This window comes from Devosia sp. (assembly GCF_036563435.1).
GTDB lineage: Bacteria > Pseudomonadota > Alphaproteobacteria > Rhizobiales > Devosiaceae > Devosia.
The window spans coordinates 26235-45813 of sequence record NZ_DATCMJ010000015.1; the positions used below are offsets into that span (position 1 = coordinate 26235).

At 62.4% G+C, this 19579-nt stretch carries 15 protein-coding genes; 10 read left to right on the plus strand and 5 right to left on the minus strand.

Annotated elements, in window-relative coordinates:
* Positions 1–82 precede the first annotated feature (82 nt).
* The 5 genes from VIL88_RS10990 (at position 83) to VIL88_RS11010 (ending at position 7571) form a co-directional block, all read left to right on the plus strand.
* Positions 83–2155, plus strand: coding sequence for a glycosyltransferase (locus tag VIL88_RS10990; protein ID WP_331988717.1), 2073 nt, complete (start codon positions 83–85; stop codon positions 2153–2155).
* Positions 2152–3315, plus strand: coding sequence for a polysaccharide pyruvyl transferase family protein (locus tag VIL88_RS10995; RefSeq protein ID WP_331988719.1), 1164 nt, complete (start codon positions 2152–2154; stop codon positions 3313–3315). The genes VIL88_RS10990 and VIL88_RS10995 overlap by 4 nt, the downstream gene beginning before the upstream one ends.
* Positions 3312–4139: an ABC transporter permease gene (locus tag VIL88_RS11000; RefSeq protein ID WP_331988721.1), complete on the plus strand. Its 828-nt coding sequence runs from the start codon at positions 3312–3314 to the stop codon at positions 4137–4139. The genes VIL88_RS10995 and VIL88_RS11000 overlap by 4 nt, the downstream gene beginning before the upstream one ends.
* Before the next feature lie 112 nt (positions 4140–4251).
* Positions 4252–4884 carry an ABC transporter ATP-binding protein gene (locus VIL88_RS11005; RefSeq protein WP_331988723.1) on the plus strand — a complete coding sequence of 211 codons (633 nt, stop codon included), beginning with the start codon at positions 4252–4254 and terminating at the stop codon, positions 4882–4884.
* A gap of 284 nt (positions 4885–5168) precedes the next feature.
* Positions 5169–7571 carry a glycosyltransferase gene (locus tag VIL88_RS11010; protein WP_331988725.1) on the plus strand — a complete coding sequence of 801 codons (2403 nt, stop codon included), beginning with the start codon at positions 5169–5171 and terminating at the stop codon, positions 7569–7571.
* 7 nt (positions 7572–7578) lie between these two features.
* On the opposite strand, the gene VIL88_RS11015 is transcribed toward VIL88_RS11010, so the two are convergent.
* Entirely contained in the window at positions 7579–9159 is a 1581-nt protein-coding gene (locus VIL88_RS11015) for a peptide ABC transporter substrate-binding protein (protein ID WP_331988727.1), read from the minus strand.
* 267 nt (positions 9160–9426) lie between these two features.
* On the opposite strand from VIL88_RS11015, the gene VIL88_RS11020 reads away from it, so the two are divergent.
* From VIL88_RS11020 to VIL88_RS11040, 5 genes are all read left to right on the plus strand, one after another.
* Positions 9427–9912 (plus strand): molybdopterin-dependent oxidoreductase, encoded by a 486-nt coding sequence (locus VIL88_RS11020; RefSeq protein WP_331988729.1) that lies wholly within the window; start codon positions 9427–9429, stop codon positions 9910–9912.
* A complete protein-coding gene (locus VIL88_RS11025; RefSeq protein WP_331988731.1) occupies positions 9909–11591 on the plus strand; it encodes a PAS domain-containing sensor histidine kinase in 1683 nt (560 codons plus the stop codon). Before VIL88_RS11020 ends, VIL88_RS11025 begins: the two co-directional genes overlap by 4 nt.
* Entirely contained in the window at positions 11578–12636 is a 1059-nt protein-coding gene (locus VIL88_RS11030; RefSeq protein WP_331988733.1) for a response regulator, read from the plus strand. The genes VIL88_RS11025 and VIL88_RS11030 overlap by 14 nt, the downstream gene beginning before the upstream one ends.
* Before the next feature lie 170 nt (positions 12637–12806).
* Positions 12807–13748 (plus strand): glycosyltransferase, encoded by a 942-nt coding sequence (locus VIL88_RS11035; protein ID WP_331988735.1) that lies wholly within the window; start codon positions 12807–12809, stop codon positions 13746–13748.
* 402 nt (positions 13749–14150) lie between these two features.
* Positions 14151–16631 carry an autotransporter outer membrane beta-barrel domain-containing protein gene (locus VIL88_RS11040; RefSeq protein WP_331988737.1) on the plus strand — a complete coding sequence of 827 codons (2481 nt, stop codon included), beginning with the start codon at positions 14151–14153 and terminating at the stop codon, positions 16629–16631.
* Positions 16632–16678: 47 nt separating this feature from the next.
* On the opposite strand, the gene VIL88_RS11045 is transcribed toward VIL88_RS11040, so the two are convergent.
* From VIL88_RS11045 to VIL88_RS11060, 4 genes are all read right to left on the minus strand, one after another.
* Positions 16679–16891: a hypothetical protein gene (locus tag VIL88_RS11045; protein ID WP_331988739.1), complete on the minus strand. Its 213-nt coding sequence runs from the start codon at positions 16889–16891 to the stop codon at positions 16679–16681.
* Positions 16892–16949: 58 nt separating this feature from the next.
* The gene (locus VIL88_RS11050; RefSeq protein WP_331988741.1) at positions 16950–17150 is read right to left on the minus strand and encodes a hypothetical protein; all 201 of its coding nucleotides are present in this window, start codon (positions 17148–17150) and stop codon (positions 16950–16952) included.
* Positions 17151–17212: 62 nt separating this feature from the next.
* Positions 17213–18085, minus strand: a complete 873-nt coding sequence (locus VIL88_RS11055; protein ID WP_331988743.1) for an alpha/beta hydrolase — start codon at positions 18083–18085, stop codon at positions 17213–17215.
* 23 nt (positions 18086–18108) lie between these two features.
* Positions 18109–19455, minus strand: coding sequence for an MATE family efflux transporter (locus VIL88_RS11060; protein ID WP_331988745.1), 1347 nt, complete (start codon positions 19453–19455; stop codon positions 18109–18111).
* Positions 19456–19579 lie beyond the last annotated feature (124 nt).

Consider the following 19579-nt stretch of genomic DNA (forward strand, 5'->3'; position numbering starts at 1 on the left):
CTTGCTGACCGCGACACGAATGCTGTGCGAGCTTGTCTTGAGATCGGGCTTCGGGTCAAGGAAAGCCCGGCACATCGCCATCATGATCACGCCCGACATATCCATTGTGCTGAACCTTCATCGGGAAGGGGCCTACCTCTCCCGTACGGCACAGTCCCTCCTAGAGGCGGTCAGCTTCTCCAGGCGCAGCGGGGTGTCCTTCGAGACGCAAATGGTGCTGGATAGACCTGACGCGGAGACATGGGCGGCGGCTCAACGGGCCGCTGAGATGCTGCGGGGTTTGATGCCGGTGCAGCTCACGGAGGTGGATCTAGGATCGGTCGGCCTGGCGCGGAACGCTGGACTGGCGCAGACGAGGGGCCGCTATGTAGCCACCGCTGACGGCGATGACCTGGTCTCGTTCAACTTCTTCGACGCGTGTCTGGGCGCGGCGCGGAAAGGGGGGGAGGGGTGTATAGTCCTGCCGCAGTACCTGCTGGCTTTTGGCGCAACCGCGCATATGTGGAAGTACGACGGCAGCGAGCACATCTCGCCGCTCATGCTTTGGGGCGAGAATTGCTTTTTGTCCCGCATATTCGCTGCTCGAACGGTCTTTGAAGTAGTGCCCTATGTGGACGCGCGCGGCGGACGCCGTGCCTTCGAAGATTGGCACTTCAACGTGACGGCTCTGGCGAAGGGCTTCCGCTTCCGAGCGGCAGACGGTGCCGTCTTATTTTATCGCCAGCGCCCCGGCAGCATCATGAAGAGCACCGGCGGCAAGTTGATTCCGCATTCGGTCTATTTCGAGCCAAAGACCTACCGCGAGCTCTGTGCCGAAACCTACCACGCCGCACCGGTGCTATCTGGTCAGTTTGAGCCGTGGGAGCAGGTGCGGGAAGCCATGCGCAGTTCTCACGTGCTGCTGGAATTGACGCGTGCGGCCAACAGGATCGACCCCGCCGTCGACTTCGGTCTCCTCGACGAGCACGTCGCCGGCAGCAACCGCAATGGCAGCCTCGCGCCGGGCAGCGCCTATTACGAGGCCTGTGTCGCGTTAAACGCTGAGAACTACACCGATGTGCTGCTCGTGCCGGACCTTAATGCGGGCGGGGCCGAGAAGTACATCCTGAGCGCCTTGAAGGTGCTTGCCGAAGCAAAGCCTGAGTTCCGTCTCCTGGTGCTGAGCGGGGAGCAGGCAGAGCGCCATGGATGGCTGAACCTGCTGCCGAGCGGGTCGGACTTCGTTGACCTCCATGCCATTGCGACGCGGTGGGCCTGCCCCGCTGCAGTACCCCTGCTGGCGCTGCGACTGATCCAATCCGTGGCAAAGGAGGCGCGCCTCCATTTGAAGCCCTCGAGCTTTGCCAACGCCTTCGTGACGGAATACTGGTCCGAAATTCCACAATGCCAGTTGGCGTTCTACTACTTCTGCGAGCATGTTCACACGCGCGGCGGCGTGCGCTTCGCCACAGGCAGCAACTTCACCTGGCTGAGCGAGAACGCCCGGCACCTCCGTTTTCTGTTGTCGGACCACGAAGGCTTCCTGGCCGCGGCAACTGGCAAGCTCCCGCTACCTGCCAGGACGAAGGCGATCTATGCCAGCGTTGACCAGGCGCAGCGCAAGCGTCCACTTTCGAGGCAGAAACGGCTACTCTGGGCCTCGCGGCTGCATGCGCAAAAACGGCCGGAATTGCTGCCGCTGATCGCGCGCCGCTTGGCCGTCATCGACCCTGCGTGGCGGATCGATGTCTATGGCACAGGGCCTGCCGAAGCGGCGCTGCGTGAGGCGATCCGAGGCTTGAGCACCATCAGGCTCATGGGCGCCTATGAGAGCTTCGGCGTGCTGCCCGCGAACTACGCTGCCTTCCTCTACACTGCGCATTTCGACGGCTTACCCAATGCGATCCTTGAAGCCATGGCCGCGGGACTGCCGGTGGTAGCGCCCAACATCGGGGGTATTGGTGAGGTGCTGGGAGGCGGTGCTGGTATCCTGCTCGATGACCTGACTGACGACCAGCAAATGGCAAGGGCCTATGTGGACGCTGTGATGGCGCTTCATGGCAGTGCCGATGTGCCGGCAATCATCGCGCGGGCAGACGCGCGGCTGCGCGACCACCACAGGCCCGAACACTTCGCGCAAGGCGTGTTGGAGCTTTTCGCCGAGCAGCCCCGATGATGATTTCCAACAATGCCCACCATGAAGTGCTCCGCAACGAAAACCTTGAGAACCAGGATCTCATCGCGAGCCTGCGCAGCTTTGCGGGCGAGGGCGCGCATTACCTCCCCTGCGCGGGAAACCTCGGCGACGGCCTGATCGCCCTGGGTACGATGCAGCTGTTTGCAGACCTTGGACTTGCCATTCCGATCGTGTCCGGACTGTCGCCATCAGCACTGGAGGGTGTCGACCGTGTCATCGTGGGCGGCGGTGGTGGCTGGGTGGAAGGAGCCTGGGAGCACTATGCCAACATGCTCCAGCCATTCCTGGAACGCGGCGGCCAGGCGCTGGTGCTTCCATCGACCGTGCTGGGATTCGGGAGCTTTTTTGCACGCTTCGGTCAGCAGATCGTGTTCTTTGCGCGGGAAAGCGCTACTGAACAGCGGCTGAAAGAGACCCGGGCCATGAGCGGCCGTGTCTTCGCGGCGCATGACCTTGCCTTCGATGTCGACCTGGCGACGCTGGACCTGCCCGCTATGGAGGCGCAGCACCGGACGCTGAAGATCCTGCGGGGCGATGCAGAAAGCCTTGCTAGTGCCGTCGAGCCAGCCGCACCCGACCTCCCATCGATGTGGAACGGGCTGCAGTGGAGCAGCGAGGAGCTCTGCCGGGGACCCTTGCGCGCGGTGGCTTCGATCATGCTGCAGTTCGAGCGCCTGGAGACAGACAGGCTGCATATGGCTGTGCTCGGCGCGATGCTGGGGCGGCAGGTGGTGCTGCGAGCAAACTCTTACTTCAAGAACCAAGCTGTGTTCGAGGCGTCGCTCCAGCGATTCCCCAACGTGACTTTCGAGGCAAGTTGCACACCGGCAGCAGCCACGGATTGGCCGAATGGGTCAGGCGACCTCCATCTGCAGTTGGCCTGGCAACACCGTGAGATCCAGGAGCTGCGGGCGCGGGTGCTGCACTACGCGGCAAGGCTCGACCGCATGGCGGATTTCGCTTCGGCGGTGGAGCCAGCTCCGGTGGACGCTGAACTCCAGGCGTTCCTGACCTCCCGCGGCTTCCGCCTGTGGCGCTGGTATCTGGGGCTCTACGATGTGCCCGGATTGGGTCCTGTGCTTGGCGGCGCACGGCGACTGGTCGGCTCTGCACGGCGCGTCGGGAAGGTTGGGACATGATGCGCGTGCAGACGTCCTTCCAGGTGATCCGCGCCGACCATGTTCCGCGGGCTGCCATTGCCGATCTGTGGCTGGGACTCAAGCGCGCCGACATGTGGAGCCGGTTTGCCGTGCACGAGATCAAGCAGCGTTTCCGCCGCTCGGTACTCGGACCCTTCTGGCTGACGGCGAGCATGGGGTTGTTCGTGGGCGCGTTGGGACTGATCAGCAGCACGATCTTCGACCAGGATATGTCCCATGCGCTGCCGTATATCGCCCTGGGTGTAATTTTCTGGACGCTGATCACGAGTTGCATCAGCGAAGGCGCTACGGCCTTCCTGGCGCGCGAGTCCTATATTCGCAACGTGCCCATGCCAATCAGCGTGCATCAGTATCAGGTGATTGCCCGCAATCTAGTCATCTGGCTGTTCAACATGGTGATCTATCTGGCCGTTGCCCTTTATTCCGGCATCGGGCTGAGCGGGCAGATGCTTTGGTTCGCCCTGGCGGCGCCGTTGCTGCTGGCCAATCTCACCTGGATGGCCTTTGCTGCCGGGATTGTCTCGACCCGCTTCCGAGACATCCCTCAAGTGATCGCCAGCATCATTCAGGTGATCTTCTTCCTGACCCCGATCTTCTGGTCGGTGGAGAGCATGCCAAACCGGCCAGCATTCGTCCTCGCAAACCCGTTTTATCACTTGCTGGAGATCGTCCGTGCACCGCTGCTCGGGCGCAGTCCGGCAGTGGAGAGCTGGCTGGTGACGCTGGCGCTTGCCGCGTTTGGAAGCGCCGCCACCCTTTGGCTTTATCGGCGGGCCCAGCCCCGTATTCCCTATTGGGTCTAAGCAGGTGGCCTCGATATCCATAGAACGGATGACGGTGGAATTTGCCATCTATGGCAGCAGTTCACGGTCGCTGAAGAATGCGCTTATGGCCGGGGCCACGGGAGGGCGGATCATGGCCAGCGCCCGCGATATCGTCGCGGTGCGGGCGATCGATGACCTCAGCCTCGAGATCAGGAGTGGCGACAGGGTCGGGCTGATCGGCCACAATGGCTCGGGCAAGACCACGCTGCTACGAGCGCTTTGCGGCATCTACAAGCCGGTGGCGGGCCAGATCAGCATCGAGGGCAGCGTCGGCACACTGCTCGACGCGATGGCAGGAATGGATCACGATGCCACCGGCCTCGACAACATTTTCCTGCGCGGTCACCTGTTGGGCATGTCCCGCCGGCAGATCGAGAACAGCGTCGCTGACATCGCCGATTTTACCGACCTGGGCGATTTCCTCAGCCTGCCGATGAAGACCTATTCTGCGGGTATGGCGACCAGGTTGGCCTTTGGCATCTCCACGGCCATGCATAGCGACATCCTGCTGATCGACGAAGGCATCGGGGCTGGCGACGCCGCATTCCAGGAAAAGGCGCAGCGGCGCATCGAGCAGATGTTTGACCGGACCAGCATTGTGATCCTGGCGAGCCACAGCGGCGAGTTGATCCGCAAGTTCTGCAATCGAACCATCGAGATGAGTCACGGCCGCGTCGTGGCCGATCTGCGATCATGTAGGCACGACGTGAGCTTGGTTTCGTGATGGCCGCGCTGTCGCTCCTGAGTGCCTTTGGCGGCTTCGGAATGGAAAAGTCGCACCTTGTGAGGCCGAGCCTTGCCAGGCAGGTCTACGAGATCCCAGCCTTCCTACTCTCTGCCTCGCCATCCTGGCTGTTGCTCGCCGATGGAGCCGGGTCCGAGACGGACTCTGGAACAACACTTGCTCGGATATGCCGGCGCACGCAAGCGGACCTGCTGCTGCCGATGGGCTTGTGGTGCGGCTCGGCGGGCGAAACGCTGGATGAGCTTTGGACGGATACAAGCAGCTTGTTTGTTGATGCAGAGTTCCTGGCCGACCTAGCCGATCCCCGTCCCTTGCTGCTCGCAATCAAGAGACGCTGCCTGAGCACGGGTGAGACTGTACTCTTTTCGGCGCCGCGGCGGGGGGCGCCGCAATGGTGCTGGAGCGCAAAGGAGTTCAAGGCGCTGCTCGCCCTCTGCGGTTTTGTCCTGACGGACCAAGACGGAACGGCAGACCGGCGCTTCTTGTCGGCAACGCTCAGCGAGGAAAGCTACAGACTGCATCTTGGGAAGCTCGGCATAAGAGACAGCCTGAGTGGCTCCACCCAGCTCCTTGTCACCAGCGAGGACGCCACCATCGTACCGACCGGTGGAATCGGCACCTATACCAAGATGCGTAAGAGCCTCGATCCGATGCTCCCGGTACTCTACTGCAACTTCGAAGTGGGCCGGCGTCCGAGCGACAGCAGAACGTTCTGGCCGGAAGATCTGCTTGGCTCAATCTGCAAGGAAAGCTTTATCGAGGGCCTTGGCCTTGTCGAGGCGGTACGCGTCCTGCTGATGCTGCTGCCAAACCTGCGATTGGTGGAGTTTCAGGACTACCAATCGCTCGGTTTCCGTCTGGTGCAAAGCAAGGCAACGGCCGGGCTGCCAAGCGACCTCACCTTGCGTGTCCTGCTCCATGGCGGGGTCGATTATGTCAAGCATGGCATCCAGGATGACGCTGCTGCCAACTACTCGCTGCTGGAGGCGGCGCTGGCGGCGCGTGACGCCTTCATCTATGCCAATGTTGACGAGGCGGTCAGCCCCTCGCGCTATCTCGGCCGGCTGCTCGAGGAGGAGTTCGGTTACGCCGTACGGAACCTCAGGACCGCGCCGCTGCCCTTCGTGTTTGATGGACCGGAGACAGTCGCCCATTATGGTCCTATCCGGCGCATTGCTTTTCTCGGCAAATACAACACGCTCAAGGGGTGGCCAGACTTCCTGAAGGCCATCAGGGCGCTTGCAGAACACGACCAGTTGCATGGGATTAAGGAAATCTGCTCGATTGCACCTGGTGTTCCACCCGAGGCTGACGCAGCCCAGCTTGCTAGAATCGCCTCCTACGTTCCGCTACACCTGAACCACGAGCAGTTTCTCACGCGGCTTGTGGAGTATGTTCCCGATACCTTGTTTGTCATCCCGAGCCGAGGCGAGAATTACCCTTACCTTGCACTGGAACAGGTACTGCTTGGAACGCGCTTCGTCGCCTATGGCTCAGGCGGTTTGCCTGAAGTGATCGGGGAGGCAGACTATGTGGAGCAGTTTTGCTGCGCGCCGAATGCCGCAGATCTTGCGGAACGGATGGGGCAGGTTCTCCGCATGCAAGCGGACGACCATGGCCGGATAGCGCATGACCTGAAATGTCGGGCGCGGGCACGCCAGGATGACATCAACAAGGCCTGGTCGGCACTGCCTTCGGCCGAAGTGGGCTTAGGGCCAGTGCTGGAGGGGCCGGATGTGTCGGTTGTGGTTCCCTTCTACAATACGCCCATCAGGTATATCGAAGAGCTGTTGGCCTCGATCGAAGGATCCACGCTCCGGCCGTCGGAAGTGATCTTTGTCGATGACGGTTCTGGCGCTTCAGCGGCGCGAGACCTCGCAGATCTGATAGCAGCCACAGGAAGTGCGCTGCGGTTGCGGGTCGCGCAGCAGTCAAATGGCGGCTTGGCTGCTGCCCGCAATCGCGGTCTCGCGGAATCCCGCTCGGCCTTCACTTTCCTTATCGATAGCGACGACCTCCTGCTACCCAGCACCCTGCAGGATTGCTGGGCTGCGATGATGCGGGACCCGCAATTGCTGGTGTGTACCGGCTTCGGTCTCTACTTCAGCGACGCCGCATCGCTGCCGGACACCCCCAAGCTGCAGCGCCAGGGTGTATTCTGGAAGCCGCTCGGCATCCCTGAAGCCCGCTCCGTTTCGCTCTTCCAAAACAACTACATGGCGGCGAATGCAATGGTACGCACCGAGGGGCTGCGCCGGTCGGGGGGCTGGGACGACACAGATTGGTCCATGTGGGAGGATTGGGCGCTGTTCAACCGGCTCGCCTGGAGCGGCAAGCGGTTTCTTCTGCTCCCCGCGCCTGGCTTCCTCTATCGCAATACGCCGGGAAGCATGTCCAAGACCTATAGCCGCTATTTCGCAAGGCGGCGGCTGGTGCGCAGCCTGCCGATGATGAGCCGGCTCGACGCCAACACGGTGATGAGCCTGGTGGCGAACGGGGGAGGGAGCGCGGCAGCCGTTCTGCCGCTGACGTCCTATGAGGCGGAGCTGCTGAGCCTCATGCGCCGAGCCTTGGCTCGCCCGAAGCTGCGGCGCATGGCTGCCTGGACTTATCGGAGGCTATCCGCGCTACGACGGAGAATTTTGATGTTGCGGAGCTTGCGCTGAGGGTCAGCTACGGCGCGAGCGAGAGCCAGCGCGTGAGGTGGATATTCTCAGCGTTGTTTTCTATGCCTGTGACCCGCTCGGAGACCAGGTTGTGGTTGATGAGCCAGCTCACGGGGATCACTGCGACATCGTCCAGCAGCAGTTTCTCGGCGCTGCGCAGCATGTCTGCTCTCTTGCGGAGGTTCAACTCGCCGCTAGCGCCGGCGAGCAGTTGATTATACCGGGACGAGGTGTACTGGCCTGAATTATAATCGGCGCCTTCGGTGAGGAGAGCAAGAACGCTTTGCGGATCTGAATAGTCGAAGATCCAGCTGAACCTGCCGACATCGAAATCACCCACTCGCAGTGCGGCGAAATGCTCATCGCTTTCCGAGCCGTGCAGTTCCACACGCACGCCAATTTGCGCCCACATTGCTGCAACTTGCCGGGCGATAGGCTGATGTGTGCCGCTGCCGCTCTCTGCGTAGCGCAGTTCCAACAGAAGCGGTTTGGCCGAAGAATAGCCAAGCTCCGCCATATCCGAGCGAGCTCTTGCCAAACGCTCTTCATAGGGCCAATCGGCCCATTCCGGCCGGTATGGCGCTTGGCCCTCGTAGTTGGAGATGCCATTCGGGATGAGGCCGTAGGCTTCTATCGTGGGGGAGTTGAGGCCCTGGGCGCCCATGACCCGGCGATCGATGGCCATGGACAGGGCTCGGCGCACGACAACATTGTCGAAGGGCGGTTTCGTCAAGTTGAGGGCATAAAAGGATACCCCAAGAGCTGGGACGGCCTCGATTTGCGCCAGGATCTCGCCGTCGATTAAATTGGTCCCGGCCATAGGAAGATTGAAGGCAACGTCGAGCTCGCCCTTGTTCCAGTGTTCAACGAGCTTCGCCGTGTGATCGGTGTGCTGATAGGTCACTTCGTCGAGTGCAACAGTGTGCCGGGCATAGTAGGTCTCGGATTTGACTGCGCGGGCGCGGTGTCCGTCCTGTTCGACGATGACGAAAGGGCCATTGCAGAGGATGCTTTCTGGCTCTAGCGCGTCTTTTCCAAGTGCGGCCAGCCTCTTGCTTGGCAACGGATAAGTGGTGGCGTGGGTGAGCGTTTCCAGGAAGTAGGGCGTGGGTCGCTCCAGCTCTATTTCCAGGGTGTGGTCGTCCTTCACCCGGACGCCCAGGTCGTCGAGAGGCATGGTTCCACCAGCGATCGCTGAGGCGTTGCGGATGGGGAAATGAATGTAGGCATATTCGACGGCATTGGCCGGATCAAAGAGCCAGCGAAAGCCGGCCAAGAAATCTGCCGCTACAACTGGGGTGCCGTCTGACCAGACGGTGTCGCGTCGCAGTTTGAAGGTGTAGACAAGGCCGTCCGGGGAAACATCCCAAGACTCTGCCTGGCCCGCGATTGCATTGCCCCGCGCATCTTCGGTGACAAGACCTTCCAGGCAGTCGCTCAGGGCAAGCGGATCCACTTCGCCGAAGGCGGAGTAGGCATAGTAGGCATATTTGACATGTCCGATGCGGAGCGTGGCACCCAGACTGGGATGGGCACAGACGCCGAAGGCGGCCAAGGCAAGAATTGCGGTCCGGACGTTGTTTGGCATCGTGTCTTCTGTATTGCGCTGCGACGGGGAGGAATGTTTCCGATATTTGCAGCCAGGGGAAGCCTGGAGGGAGATGTTATCAACGCACGGCGCAAACACATAATTGGCGTGGCGCGCCGGGCTGATCTATCAAAGAGTGAAGGCCAGGTACCCCGTCTGAATCAACGGGGCGGCGCAAGGGCGGTACGGCTAGAATTGTTTGTTGTTGTGGGCGCTGCTCGGATGCCTTGTGCTGGCGGCAGGTGAGCGGCAGGTGGTGGAAGGGCGATGAAGCGGCGTGTTTTTCTGGCGGCGTCCATCGCGACCGCTGCTTTGTCCATTTACAATCTACGTGCTGGGGAAAGCGAGGGCGTCATCCTCGAAGTCACCGGCAATATCGAGCAGACACTTCGGTTCACGCTGCCGCAACTGCAGGCGTTGGGGGTGACGAAGCTGGCAACGTCGACAGCCTGGACGGAAGGCACACGGCAATTCGAAGGCGTGCTGGCGCGGTCAGTCATGGCTGCGGCAGGACCGGTGAAGTCCGACTATGTGCGCGCGCAGGCGCTTAACGACTACGAAGCGGATATCCCGCTGACTGACTTCGCCGATTACGACGTCATTCTCGCCTGGAGCATGGACGGGCAAATGCTGAGCCGGCGCGACAAGGGACCTCTCTGGATCGTTTATCCGCGAGACTCGCTCCCGCATCTGCGGGAGGAACGCTTCGAGCATCGCTGGGTGTGGCAGCTCAACCGGCTCTTCGTGCCATGAAGGTGCCGGCTGGCCGAGGCCGGGAAACACTTGCCGTCGCCTTGGCCGTCCTGGCGTTCGTCGTATTGCTGGGCTTTGCCATGTACCGGCTGGTGCAACTGGAGCGCGACAACTACGCGAGTTCCGGGGAAGGCATTATCTGGGCCCTGAGCCAGGCGCAGTACGAGATCCAGCGGCTGCTGCTTGCCACAACTCCTGGTAGCTTTGCCACGGCCGACGAGATCGCCCTGCGCTACGATGTGCTCATCAGCCGTCTGAACCTTTTGCAGGAAGGGCCGCTGGCGCAGCGCATTGCGGAGGCGGGACGTGGCAATGTGGCCGCCCGGGCCATGGCCGATCTTTTGGAGCTTGAGCCGCTTATCAGCAGTTCCGGGGATCAGGTCGAGCGCTTCAGCCTTCGCCTTGCACGCACCATGCACCAGTATCTCCAGCCGCTGGGCTCCATCGCCAATGAACTGATGATCCAGAACCGGGTCGTCGACGGCCAGCGGCGCAACAGCTACAACGCCAATATCGTGCAGGTCATTTTCTCGGTCATCGGGATCATGGCGACAGGCGCCTTCCTGATCCTTCGCCTGATGAGCAGCCTGGGGAAATCTGCGGCAGCGGAAGCGCAGTTGCGGCGCGAGAAGAATTTTCTCAATCTCCTGTTGGTGTCGAGCGGCGAGGGCATCGCCGCCTTCGATGCCAGGCTGACCTGCACCCACTGGAACGAGGGCATGAGCAAGCTGTTCGGCGTGCGGGCCGAGCAAAGCCTTGGCAGGTCCATTGCGGAACTCGATCCGACCGTTTCGGGCCAGAACCTCGATGACGTGCTCAAGGGCAGTCCATCCTACCTGGCGCCGGAACTGCGGGGCGATGGGACTTACCTCGAGCGCGTGCTGCATCCGATCCGCCTCAACGATGAGGTCACTGGGGGTATCCTGATCGTGCGCGATGTGACTGAGCGCTATGATGCGCAACGGGAACGGCAGTTGCGCGAGGTCTATCGGGACTTCGTCACCATGGTGTCCCATCAGTTCCGTACGCCGCTGGCGGTGATCGACTCGACCATGCACCGCATGGTGCGGCGGGGCTCAAAGATGGATGAGGCCGAGCTGGTCGAGCGAGCCAAGACCATCCGCGTGTCGGTCTCCAGCCTGACGCGGCTGATTGATGCCACCCTGACGGCAGAGCGTGTGGACGCTGGAATATTCGACCTGGCGATGCGTCCGGTTGACCTGGAGGAGCTCATTCGAAGCGTCTGCGCCCGTTACACCGAGCTGACGCCCGAACGTCGATTTCAGCTGGACATTCGCCTGGGCACGGCCCTGGTGTGCGATGCCTTGCTGATCGACCAGGCCCTGTCCAACCTCGTCGGAAATGCCGTGAAGTACTCGCCCGAACCGGCGCCGGTGGAGATCGTCGCGGTGGATGACGGGCTCGCCGTGACCATCACGGTGACGGACCACGGCGTCGGCATTCCCCAGCCGCAGCAGGAGCGGGTCTTCGACCGCTTCTTCCGCGCCAGCACCTCGACCAGCATTCCGGGAACGGGCGTCGGCCTCTACACGGCTCGCCAGATTGCGCTGCTGCATGGCGGAGACATCACGCTCAGCTCGCTCGAGGGACAGGGCTCGACCTTCACGCTTCGATTGCCACACAAGATTGTTCCGGAGATGGTTCGTGACGCGGTCTGACATTACGCAACCCCAGCACCTCATCCTTTGCGTCGAGGATGAGCGGAACCTGCGGGCCAACATCGTTGAAGAACTGGAAGACGCCGGATACGCCGTTCTGGAAGCAGACGACGGCCAGTCGGCGCTCGAGATCCTCGCCGAGGCGCAGCCCGACCTCATTCTTTGTGACATCACCATGCCCAGAATGGGTGGCTTCGAACTGCTGCGATCGCTCAGGACGATGCGGCCGGACCTCGCCGATGTGCCCTTCGTGTTCCTGACCGCCCTGTCGGATCGCCTAGCGGTCATCGAGGGCCGTACGGCCGGCGCCGATGACTACCTGCCAAAGCCGGTGGATTTCGACCTGCTGCTCGCCACCATCCGCTCGCGAATGCAGCAGGTGAGCCGTATCCGCAGCAACCTGACCGCTGCGGCGGAACACCGGCGGCAAGCCGAGGTGCAGGGCGTGCTACAGAAGGGGCTGGACGCCATGGCGACCACCTTTGATCACCTTGCACTGGGCGTGGCGCTGTTCGATGCCAACAAAGTGCTGCTGCGCCAGAACCGCCAGGCGTCGGCGCTGTTCGGCGATTGCATCACCTACAGCAACGGGCGGCTGGCGGCCCGCTCCGTTGCGCATTCCAACCAGCTGCGCCAGGCGCTTGATGCGGCGGTGAACGAAGGGCGCAACTCCGATCCCATCATGATCGGGCAGGAGCACCGGCATCTCTTGCTGGTTCAGTTCATCGCCCTTGAGCGCGGGGCGACCAGCGGGGCCAGTGCGGCCATGTTCCTGATCGATAGTGGCGCGCCTCCGCACGTGTCCGAGGCGCAGACGGCAAGGCTCTTTGCCCTGACGCCGACTGAAGCGCGCGTGGCCACCGCCATCGCCAAGGGATTGCGGACCGACGAGATTGCCGGCGACATGGGCGTGACGGGGACGACCCTGGCCTTCCACATGCGGAACATCTTCCGCAAGGTCGGCGTGACCCGGCAGCAGGACCTGATGGCCGTTATCCTGCGGAGCGCCTTGATCAGCGGCGCAACTCCGGCTGCGGCCTCTTGATCAGAAGAACGAAAGCAATGTTCCGAGTACCGGGAGAACAAGGAAGAACAAGAATACCTGGGTGATCCCCGCTGTTCAGACGGGGACACGGAAACGGGGTGGAAAGACTATAGGACGTTCGGGCGTTTAGTTGCAGCGCCAGGACACCCCCTTTCCTCACAGGTGTGCCCATGGAGCGCGTACTCCAGCCTACCGCCAAAATCTTCCAACTCACCCGCGCCGCGCGAACTCCCTTGCCGCGCAGCTTCGACAGGACGATCGACCATGACCTTCGCAGCACCAAGCTTTCGGTGCTCATGGCCGTCTACGGTGCTGAAAAGCCCGCCTTTCTCAAGGTGTGCCTGCAAAGCCTTGCAGCGCAAACACGACCGGCGGATGAAGTCGTGCTGGTTGAGGACGGTGTGTTGGAGCCGGAGCTCCACTCCGTCATCGACCGGTTCCGGCATGTGCTGCCCATTGTCCCTGTCGTTCTCGCCGAAAATGTCGGCCTGGCGGCAGCGCTGAATGCTGGTCTCGCACTGTGCAGCGGCGATGTGATCGCCCGCATGGACAGCGATGACGTTGCGCATCCTCGACGGTTCGAAAAGCAACTGGATCTGCTGTGGGCGCAACCCGAGCTCGACATTGTCGGTACCTTCGCCTGCGAGATCGACGAGAACAGCCGGATCGGCCGGTTGTGGCGAAGGCCCGTACATCATGAGGGCATCATCGCTTCGCTGTGGGCTAATCCGATGATTCACCCGTCGATCATGATGCGGAGCGCGACCTTGCAGCGCCTGGGCGGATACGACCCCGCCTTGAGGCGCAGCGAGGACCATGATCTGTGGTTCCGTGCCGCCAATCAGCAGGCGCAGTTCGGCAACATAGCCGAGCCCTTGCTGTTCTATCGTTTCTCGCCCCGATCTCATGCCAGGCACACACTGGATGCGGCGCTGGAGCGGGCCCGCGTTGCCGCTGGTGGGGCGAAGAGCCTGGGCATGCCTGCAGTCATGCAACTGGCCTGCTGGTTGCCGGTGTTGCGGAGCCTGCTCCCCCTGCAGATGCGGCATACGGCCTATCGCCTGATGCAGATGCTGGATCCGCGACTTCGCCGATCCCGCACAAACCTTTGAAAAACGCGCGGCCCCGTCTGAAGGCACGGGGACAGGGACGAGGTTCCTCGGAATAGTCCGACCGCTCCCTAGGCGATTGCAGCGGGGTGTCACACGGGGTGTGTGCGCCCTGCTGCTTCGACTTCTGATCAGAGGAACCGCATAACCATGGTCTATTCCGCTAAGTTCCCACGCCGCGCAGCAGCCGCTCGGTCACGCGCGCGCTGGCTCTTGGGGACATCCCTCATCACGCTTGTCGCTCTGGTTGTGGCACTGCCGGCAAAGGCGCAGACGGTGGTAGATTATGACGCTGGAGCCAATGGCTCTGATCCTCTTGTCTTGACTGAGGATACGGTTCTCCATCGCAACTTTCAGAACACTAGTGCGGCTCAGCAGTCAGGCCCAATATCGGGTGCTTTCAACTTGCGGAAAACCGGCTGGGGATACCTTCGGCTAAGCGGCGACAACAGCGGCTATAGCGGAACCACGACTCTTGCCGAAGGTGGACTGATCCTCGGCCACGACAATGCCCTGGGAAGTGGCGCGCTCGAAATGCGAGGGGGCACCGTTCTGTTTGGCTCGGGCACCCGCACGATCGACAACGCGGTTGTTCTCGCGGACCCAAGCCGCGTCATCATCAATGCCGACCTCAACCGGTTAACGATGAACAGGGTGATCAGCGGGGTCGGAACGCTGCAGAAGGAAGGATCAGACGCACTCGTTCTGAACGGTGACAACACCTATAGCGGCGGCACCATACTCAACAACGGTACGATCGTCGCCAACTCGGATCTCGCCTTGGGGAGCGGCGATGTCCAGCTCTACTCGGCGGGCAATCTGCGGATCGGGTCGGGCGTATCGATCGACAACAATGTCGAACTGACCGGCATTGCATCCAACAACGCCGACCTGACTGTTGCCTCGGAGGACGTGGGACGGCTGATGGGCAATATCAGCGAACGCTCCGCCGGGCTGGGATACAACAAGCTGGGAGGAGGCGTGCTGGAGCTCTATGGCAACAACTCACATACCGGCCTCACCCGTGTTTCGGAAGGCACGCTGATCGCGGTTTCCGCCGGCGCCTTGTCGCAGCTTTCCGACATGCAGATCGATGAGGGTGCGCAGCTCGAGCTGCAGCATGCTTCCAATCTCGCCGGCCTGTTTGGCGAGGGTACGCTGGACACGATGAGTCATCTCGCAACGCTCGGCTACGACAACGGGAACGCGGCCTTCGATGGCGAGGTGCTCGGTTCGGGTGTCGTCGCCAAGCGAGGCAGCGGCACGCAGATTTTTGATGGCGACAGCCAGTATTTCGCCGGGCAGGCCTATGCCGAGGTGGGGTCGCTGATCATCAACGGCGACTGGAGCAATGCGGACGGCTTCGTCCTGGAAGGCGCAACCTTGGGTGGTCGGGGCACACTGCACAGCATTGCCAGCAGCGGAACCATAGCGCCTGGCAGCATGCCGGGTGAGATCGGTACGCTATCCACGACCGGCCGCATCGACATGGATGCAACATCGGTGTTGAGCGTGGACGTCAACGCGCAAGGCGAGAGCGACCTGCTGGCCGCCGGCACCAGTGCCTTCCTGGCGGGCACGGTCGATGTGCGGGCTGCCGGCGGAGACTACGCGCCTTCGACGCGCTACCGCATCGTCACGGCTGCCGAGGGAATAGACGGGACGTTTGCCAGCGTCACGACCGACCTGGCTTTTCTCCGCCCTGACCTGACCTATGACGCCAACGACGTTTGGCTGCATCTGGCGCGCAACGAGCGCTCCTTCATCGATTTGGAAGGTTTGACGTTCAACCAACGTGCAGTTGCCCCTGTTGCCGAAAAGCTGGGGTTAGGCAACGCCATCTACGACGCCTTGATCGCCCAGACCGAAGAGGGCGCCCGCGCCGGGTTCGACAGTCTTTCAGGCGAAGTCCACGCCAGCCAGGGCACAATCCTGGTTCAGGATGGCCATCTGGTCCGCGATACGCTGCTGCAGCGCATGCGGTCACCCTCCCAAGGTGTGCTGAGCGACCTCGATACGCAAAGTGCGGCCGACGATACCGTGCCAGCTGATGAGTGGACCACGGGGATCTGGAGCGCGGGCCTAGGAAGCTTCCGCCAGATCGAAGGCGATGGCAATGCCAGCCGCGTCGTTTCCGGCACAGGCGGCGCCTTGTTCGGCTTCGAGGCGGATCATGCAGGCGGGGCCAAGCTGGGCATCGCCGGCGGATTTACGGGGACTCATTTCGACACGCTCGTGGGACCCGGCAGTGCCGATCTTGGCGCCTTTCACCTAGGTGTTTATGGCGCCACCGAGATCGAGGCGCTGGCGCTGCGTGGTGGTGCGTCCCTTGCCGCGGGAACAATCAACACGAGCCGGCAGGTCACCATCGGCGGCTTCACCGATAGCTTGACGGCGGCCTACGCCACCCGCTCGGTGCAGGTGTTCGGTGAAGTCGGATATCGGCTGGATGTGGGCGGCACCACAATTGAACCATTCGTCGGTCTCTCGCACCTCGCTGTTGGCGCCGATGGCTTCACCGAGGCAGGCGGTGTTGCGGCACTCACCGGCGCGGCAAGCAGCTATGGGTCAACCAATATAACGGTGGGCTTGCGAGGCGAGCGCGAACTTCATGTCAGCGACGAGGCCACCTTGACCGCGTCGGCGGGCGTGGCGTGGCAGCACGCGTTCGATGGCGGGGCGCCACTGCGCGACATGCGCTTCGCCAGTGGCACGGGACCGTTCACCATTGCCGGTGTTCCCGCGACACGCGATAGCCTGCTGCTCGAGGCCGGGCTGGACTGGGACCTGCTAAATGGCACCACCATCGGGGCTCGCTACAACGGGACGATCGCGGGCACCCAGCATAGCCACACGGTGAAAGCGACCTTTGCTCTGACCTTCTAGGTCACGTGTGATCAGGTCTGACAGGTCCGCCAATCAAGGCGGACCTATTATCGTGATCTTTCCTGAACGACCTTGATCTGCTCCCAGATGGCCTTTGCTCGCGCCTCTTCCTTGCGGAAGCGCTCGAGCAGTTCTTCGTGGGGTGCGTCCCAGTTGCCGTTCAGCCGCAAGGCGGCGGCGGCGCGGCCGCAGGCGAGGTGGAGCTCGGCATAGAGTTCGTAGAGTTCCGCGGCCGCCTGAGGGTCTGGATAGTCGCTCATGCCGGCTCAACGGCTGAGCGGCGCGCTTGGCTCAATCACTTATCGGGTAATCGCACGCTCAGGTGGAGATGCTCAGGATGTGGCTTTCAAAGGCGACGAAATCGCCTTCGATGGGGGTGCCTTGCTCCACCAGGGTCCGCTCGCCGCTGATGCGCAGAAAGCCCTGCTCGATCACTTGCTCGATCATCTCGTCGAGTTCCCGTTCATCGCTGAAGCCGATGCTGGTGCCGTTGCTGAGGGTAAGTTGATAGTCGGGCATTGGCCGCTCCTGTGTTGGATCAGAAGCGTCAACGCCCGAACACGCAAAAGGTGCGGGTGCCGTTACCTTTCGGCCAGCGCAGACAAGATACGCTCGGCTTGGAGCCACAGAATGGCGCTGCCATGGTCCGGCAGCACTTGGCGGGTCGAGTGTGGCAGGCGGCTGGCCATACCCGCGCCGTGATCGGGCGAGTGCACCGGGCTTGTGTCCAGTGCGCCATACCAGAGGTGAACCGGGACGGCGATCTCTTCCAGGGCGAAGGGCCAGGGGCTCATCGCCAGGGTGAGGTCGCGCGCGTAGCCGCTGGCGCCCTGCATGAAGCCTTCGGCGAGCGATTGCTGGTAGAGCGTGGCAAACGGCTCGCTGGTGTAGATGGCAACGTCTGCAGGGGCGCTCATCTGGCTGATCATGCTCCAGAGCCAATCCGCTGTGGCAGTCTCGCTGACGTGGCGCTCGACGCCCGCCGGGTCCGCGACAATCTGCTGCCGCAGGCCGTCTACGCCGCTATCGAGCATGCCCCTCAGGCTGGGATGACTGAGTTCATCCTGTCCGGAAACGATCGCGACCGAATGGACAAGGCCGGCATGGGCCAGGGCGAGGGCAAAGGGTGCGCCCTGGGAGAAGCCGACGGCCGCAGGTTGGGTGAGGTCGAGCGCTTCAATCAGTCCGCGGACATCCGCGGTCCAGCTGCTGAAGCTTTTTTCGGGAGCAAGGCTAGAACGGCCAAGGCCGGGACGGTCGATGCCGATGAGGCGGAGGGTTTGGGCGCGAAGGGCTTCGGCACCGAAGCCAAGGCTGCCGCTCATGCCGGCACCGGTGCAGAAGAGGATCGGGTCCCCGTCTGCCGGGCCCCACTCGGAAACCGCGAGGTTGCGACGATCGGCAAGCTCGACGCTGCCCTGACGTTCGGGTGGTACAACGAGGGGAGTGGTCATGGTGTGTTCTCGGGTATGGAGGCCTAAGCAGTCGCAGGGGACGGCGCGATGTTTCGAAGGGTGATGAGGGTGGTCAGAAGGAGCAGGAGGTCGGCCAATGGCAAGGCGATCCAGATGCCGTATTCACCCACGGCAAGCGGCAGCGTGAAGGTTAGTGGCACGGCAAACAGATATGTACGGGCCAGCGACAGGAAGGCCGAGCGCCTGGCGTCGCCGATGCTTTGGAGATAACTGGCGACCATCATCATAGGGCCCAGTGTTAGATAGAGGGCAGCGTAGAAGGGCAGGATGCGGGCCACTTCGGCAACCACGCGCGGATCGGCGACAAAGAGATAGCCGAGATTGCCGCGCAGCAGGAACAGCAGCACCTGCACTACAGCGCAATAAACCAAGGCTGTGCCGGCCGCCAGGCGGAAGGCCAGACGTGACCGGTCGGTCAGGCCGGCACCATGGTTGTTGCCAACCACCGCCTGCATGCCGAGGCTGAGGCCCAGTAACGGCAGGTAGGTGAAGGTCATCATGCGGGTGATGGCGCCATAGGCGGCGATCACCACGTCCTGCCTGCCGCCAACATGGAGGCGAACGGCGGCGATTGTCGCTGCGGCGCCCAGGGCAATACCGAGAAAGCTGAGGCTTCGCGGCGCACCAAGCGCCAGCATCTCCCGCCAACTCGTAGCGATGTTCTGGAGGCGGAGGCGAAGAGACAGGATGGCCTGTCCCTTGAGGCGAAATGCGATCATCAGGGCAAGGGCCAAAGCTTGCGCCAGGGCGGTGCCCAAGGCCGATCCGGCAACTCCCAGGCCCAGGCCAGCGATCAGCAGGAGGTTGAAGGCGATGTTGCCCAGCGTCACGGCAAGGCCGGCAAGGGCCATGAAGCCGATCCTGCCTTCGACGCGAAGTGCATCGGAGTGGATGGAGCCGACGAGGGCAAGCGGCGCTGCCAGAATCGAGATGGCCAAGAATTGGAAACTCATGCCGGCGAGATCGGCGTCGGTGGTGAGCGCCGCGACAAGCGGGCGGCCACCCAGGGCAAAGATGATCGCCAGCAGCAGGCAGAGCAGGGCGGCAAGGCCATGCGCGCCGGCAAAGCTTGCCTGCGCCTTGTCGATCTGACCGCCGCCAAGCTGCCGCGCGAGAATGCTGGCCATGCCTGACGACACCATGGTGGCAAGGGCAATCAGCGCCATCGACACCGGGAACACCAGGGTTACGGCGGCCAGGGCTTCTGGACCGACGAAGGCGCCGAGCAGCATGGCGTCGACAACGGTGAGGAGACCATTGACGCTGGTGAGGAGGATGATGGGAAGAGCGGTCCGCAGGAGAACCCGGGGGATGGGGTCCCTGATGAAGGCGTTGGGTGGGAAAGACATGAGTGCAGCCTCATTGGGGCGGAACATCTCATGGGGCTCGCCTTGCCATGAACCGCCTCGCAAGAGGAGCGATCAGGTCTTGGAGCTGAACTTCACCATCGGATCATCCGGCGAGCGGCAGGCG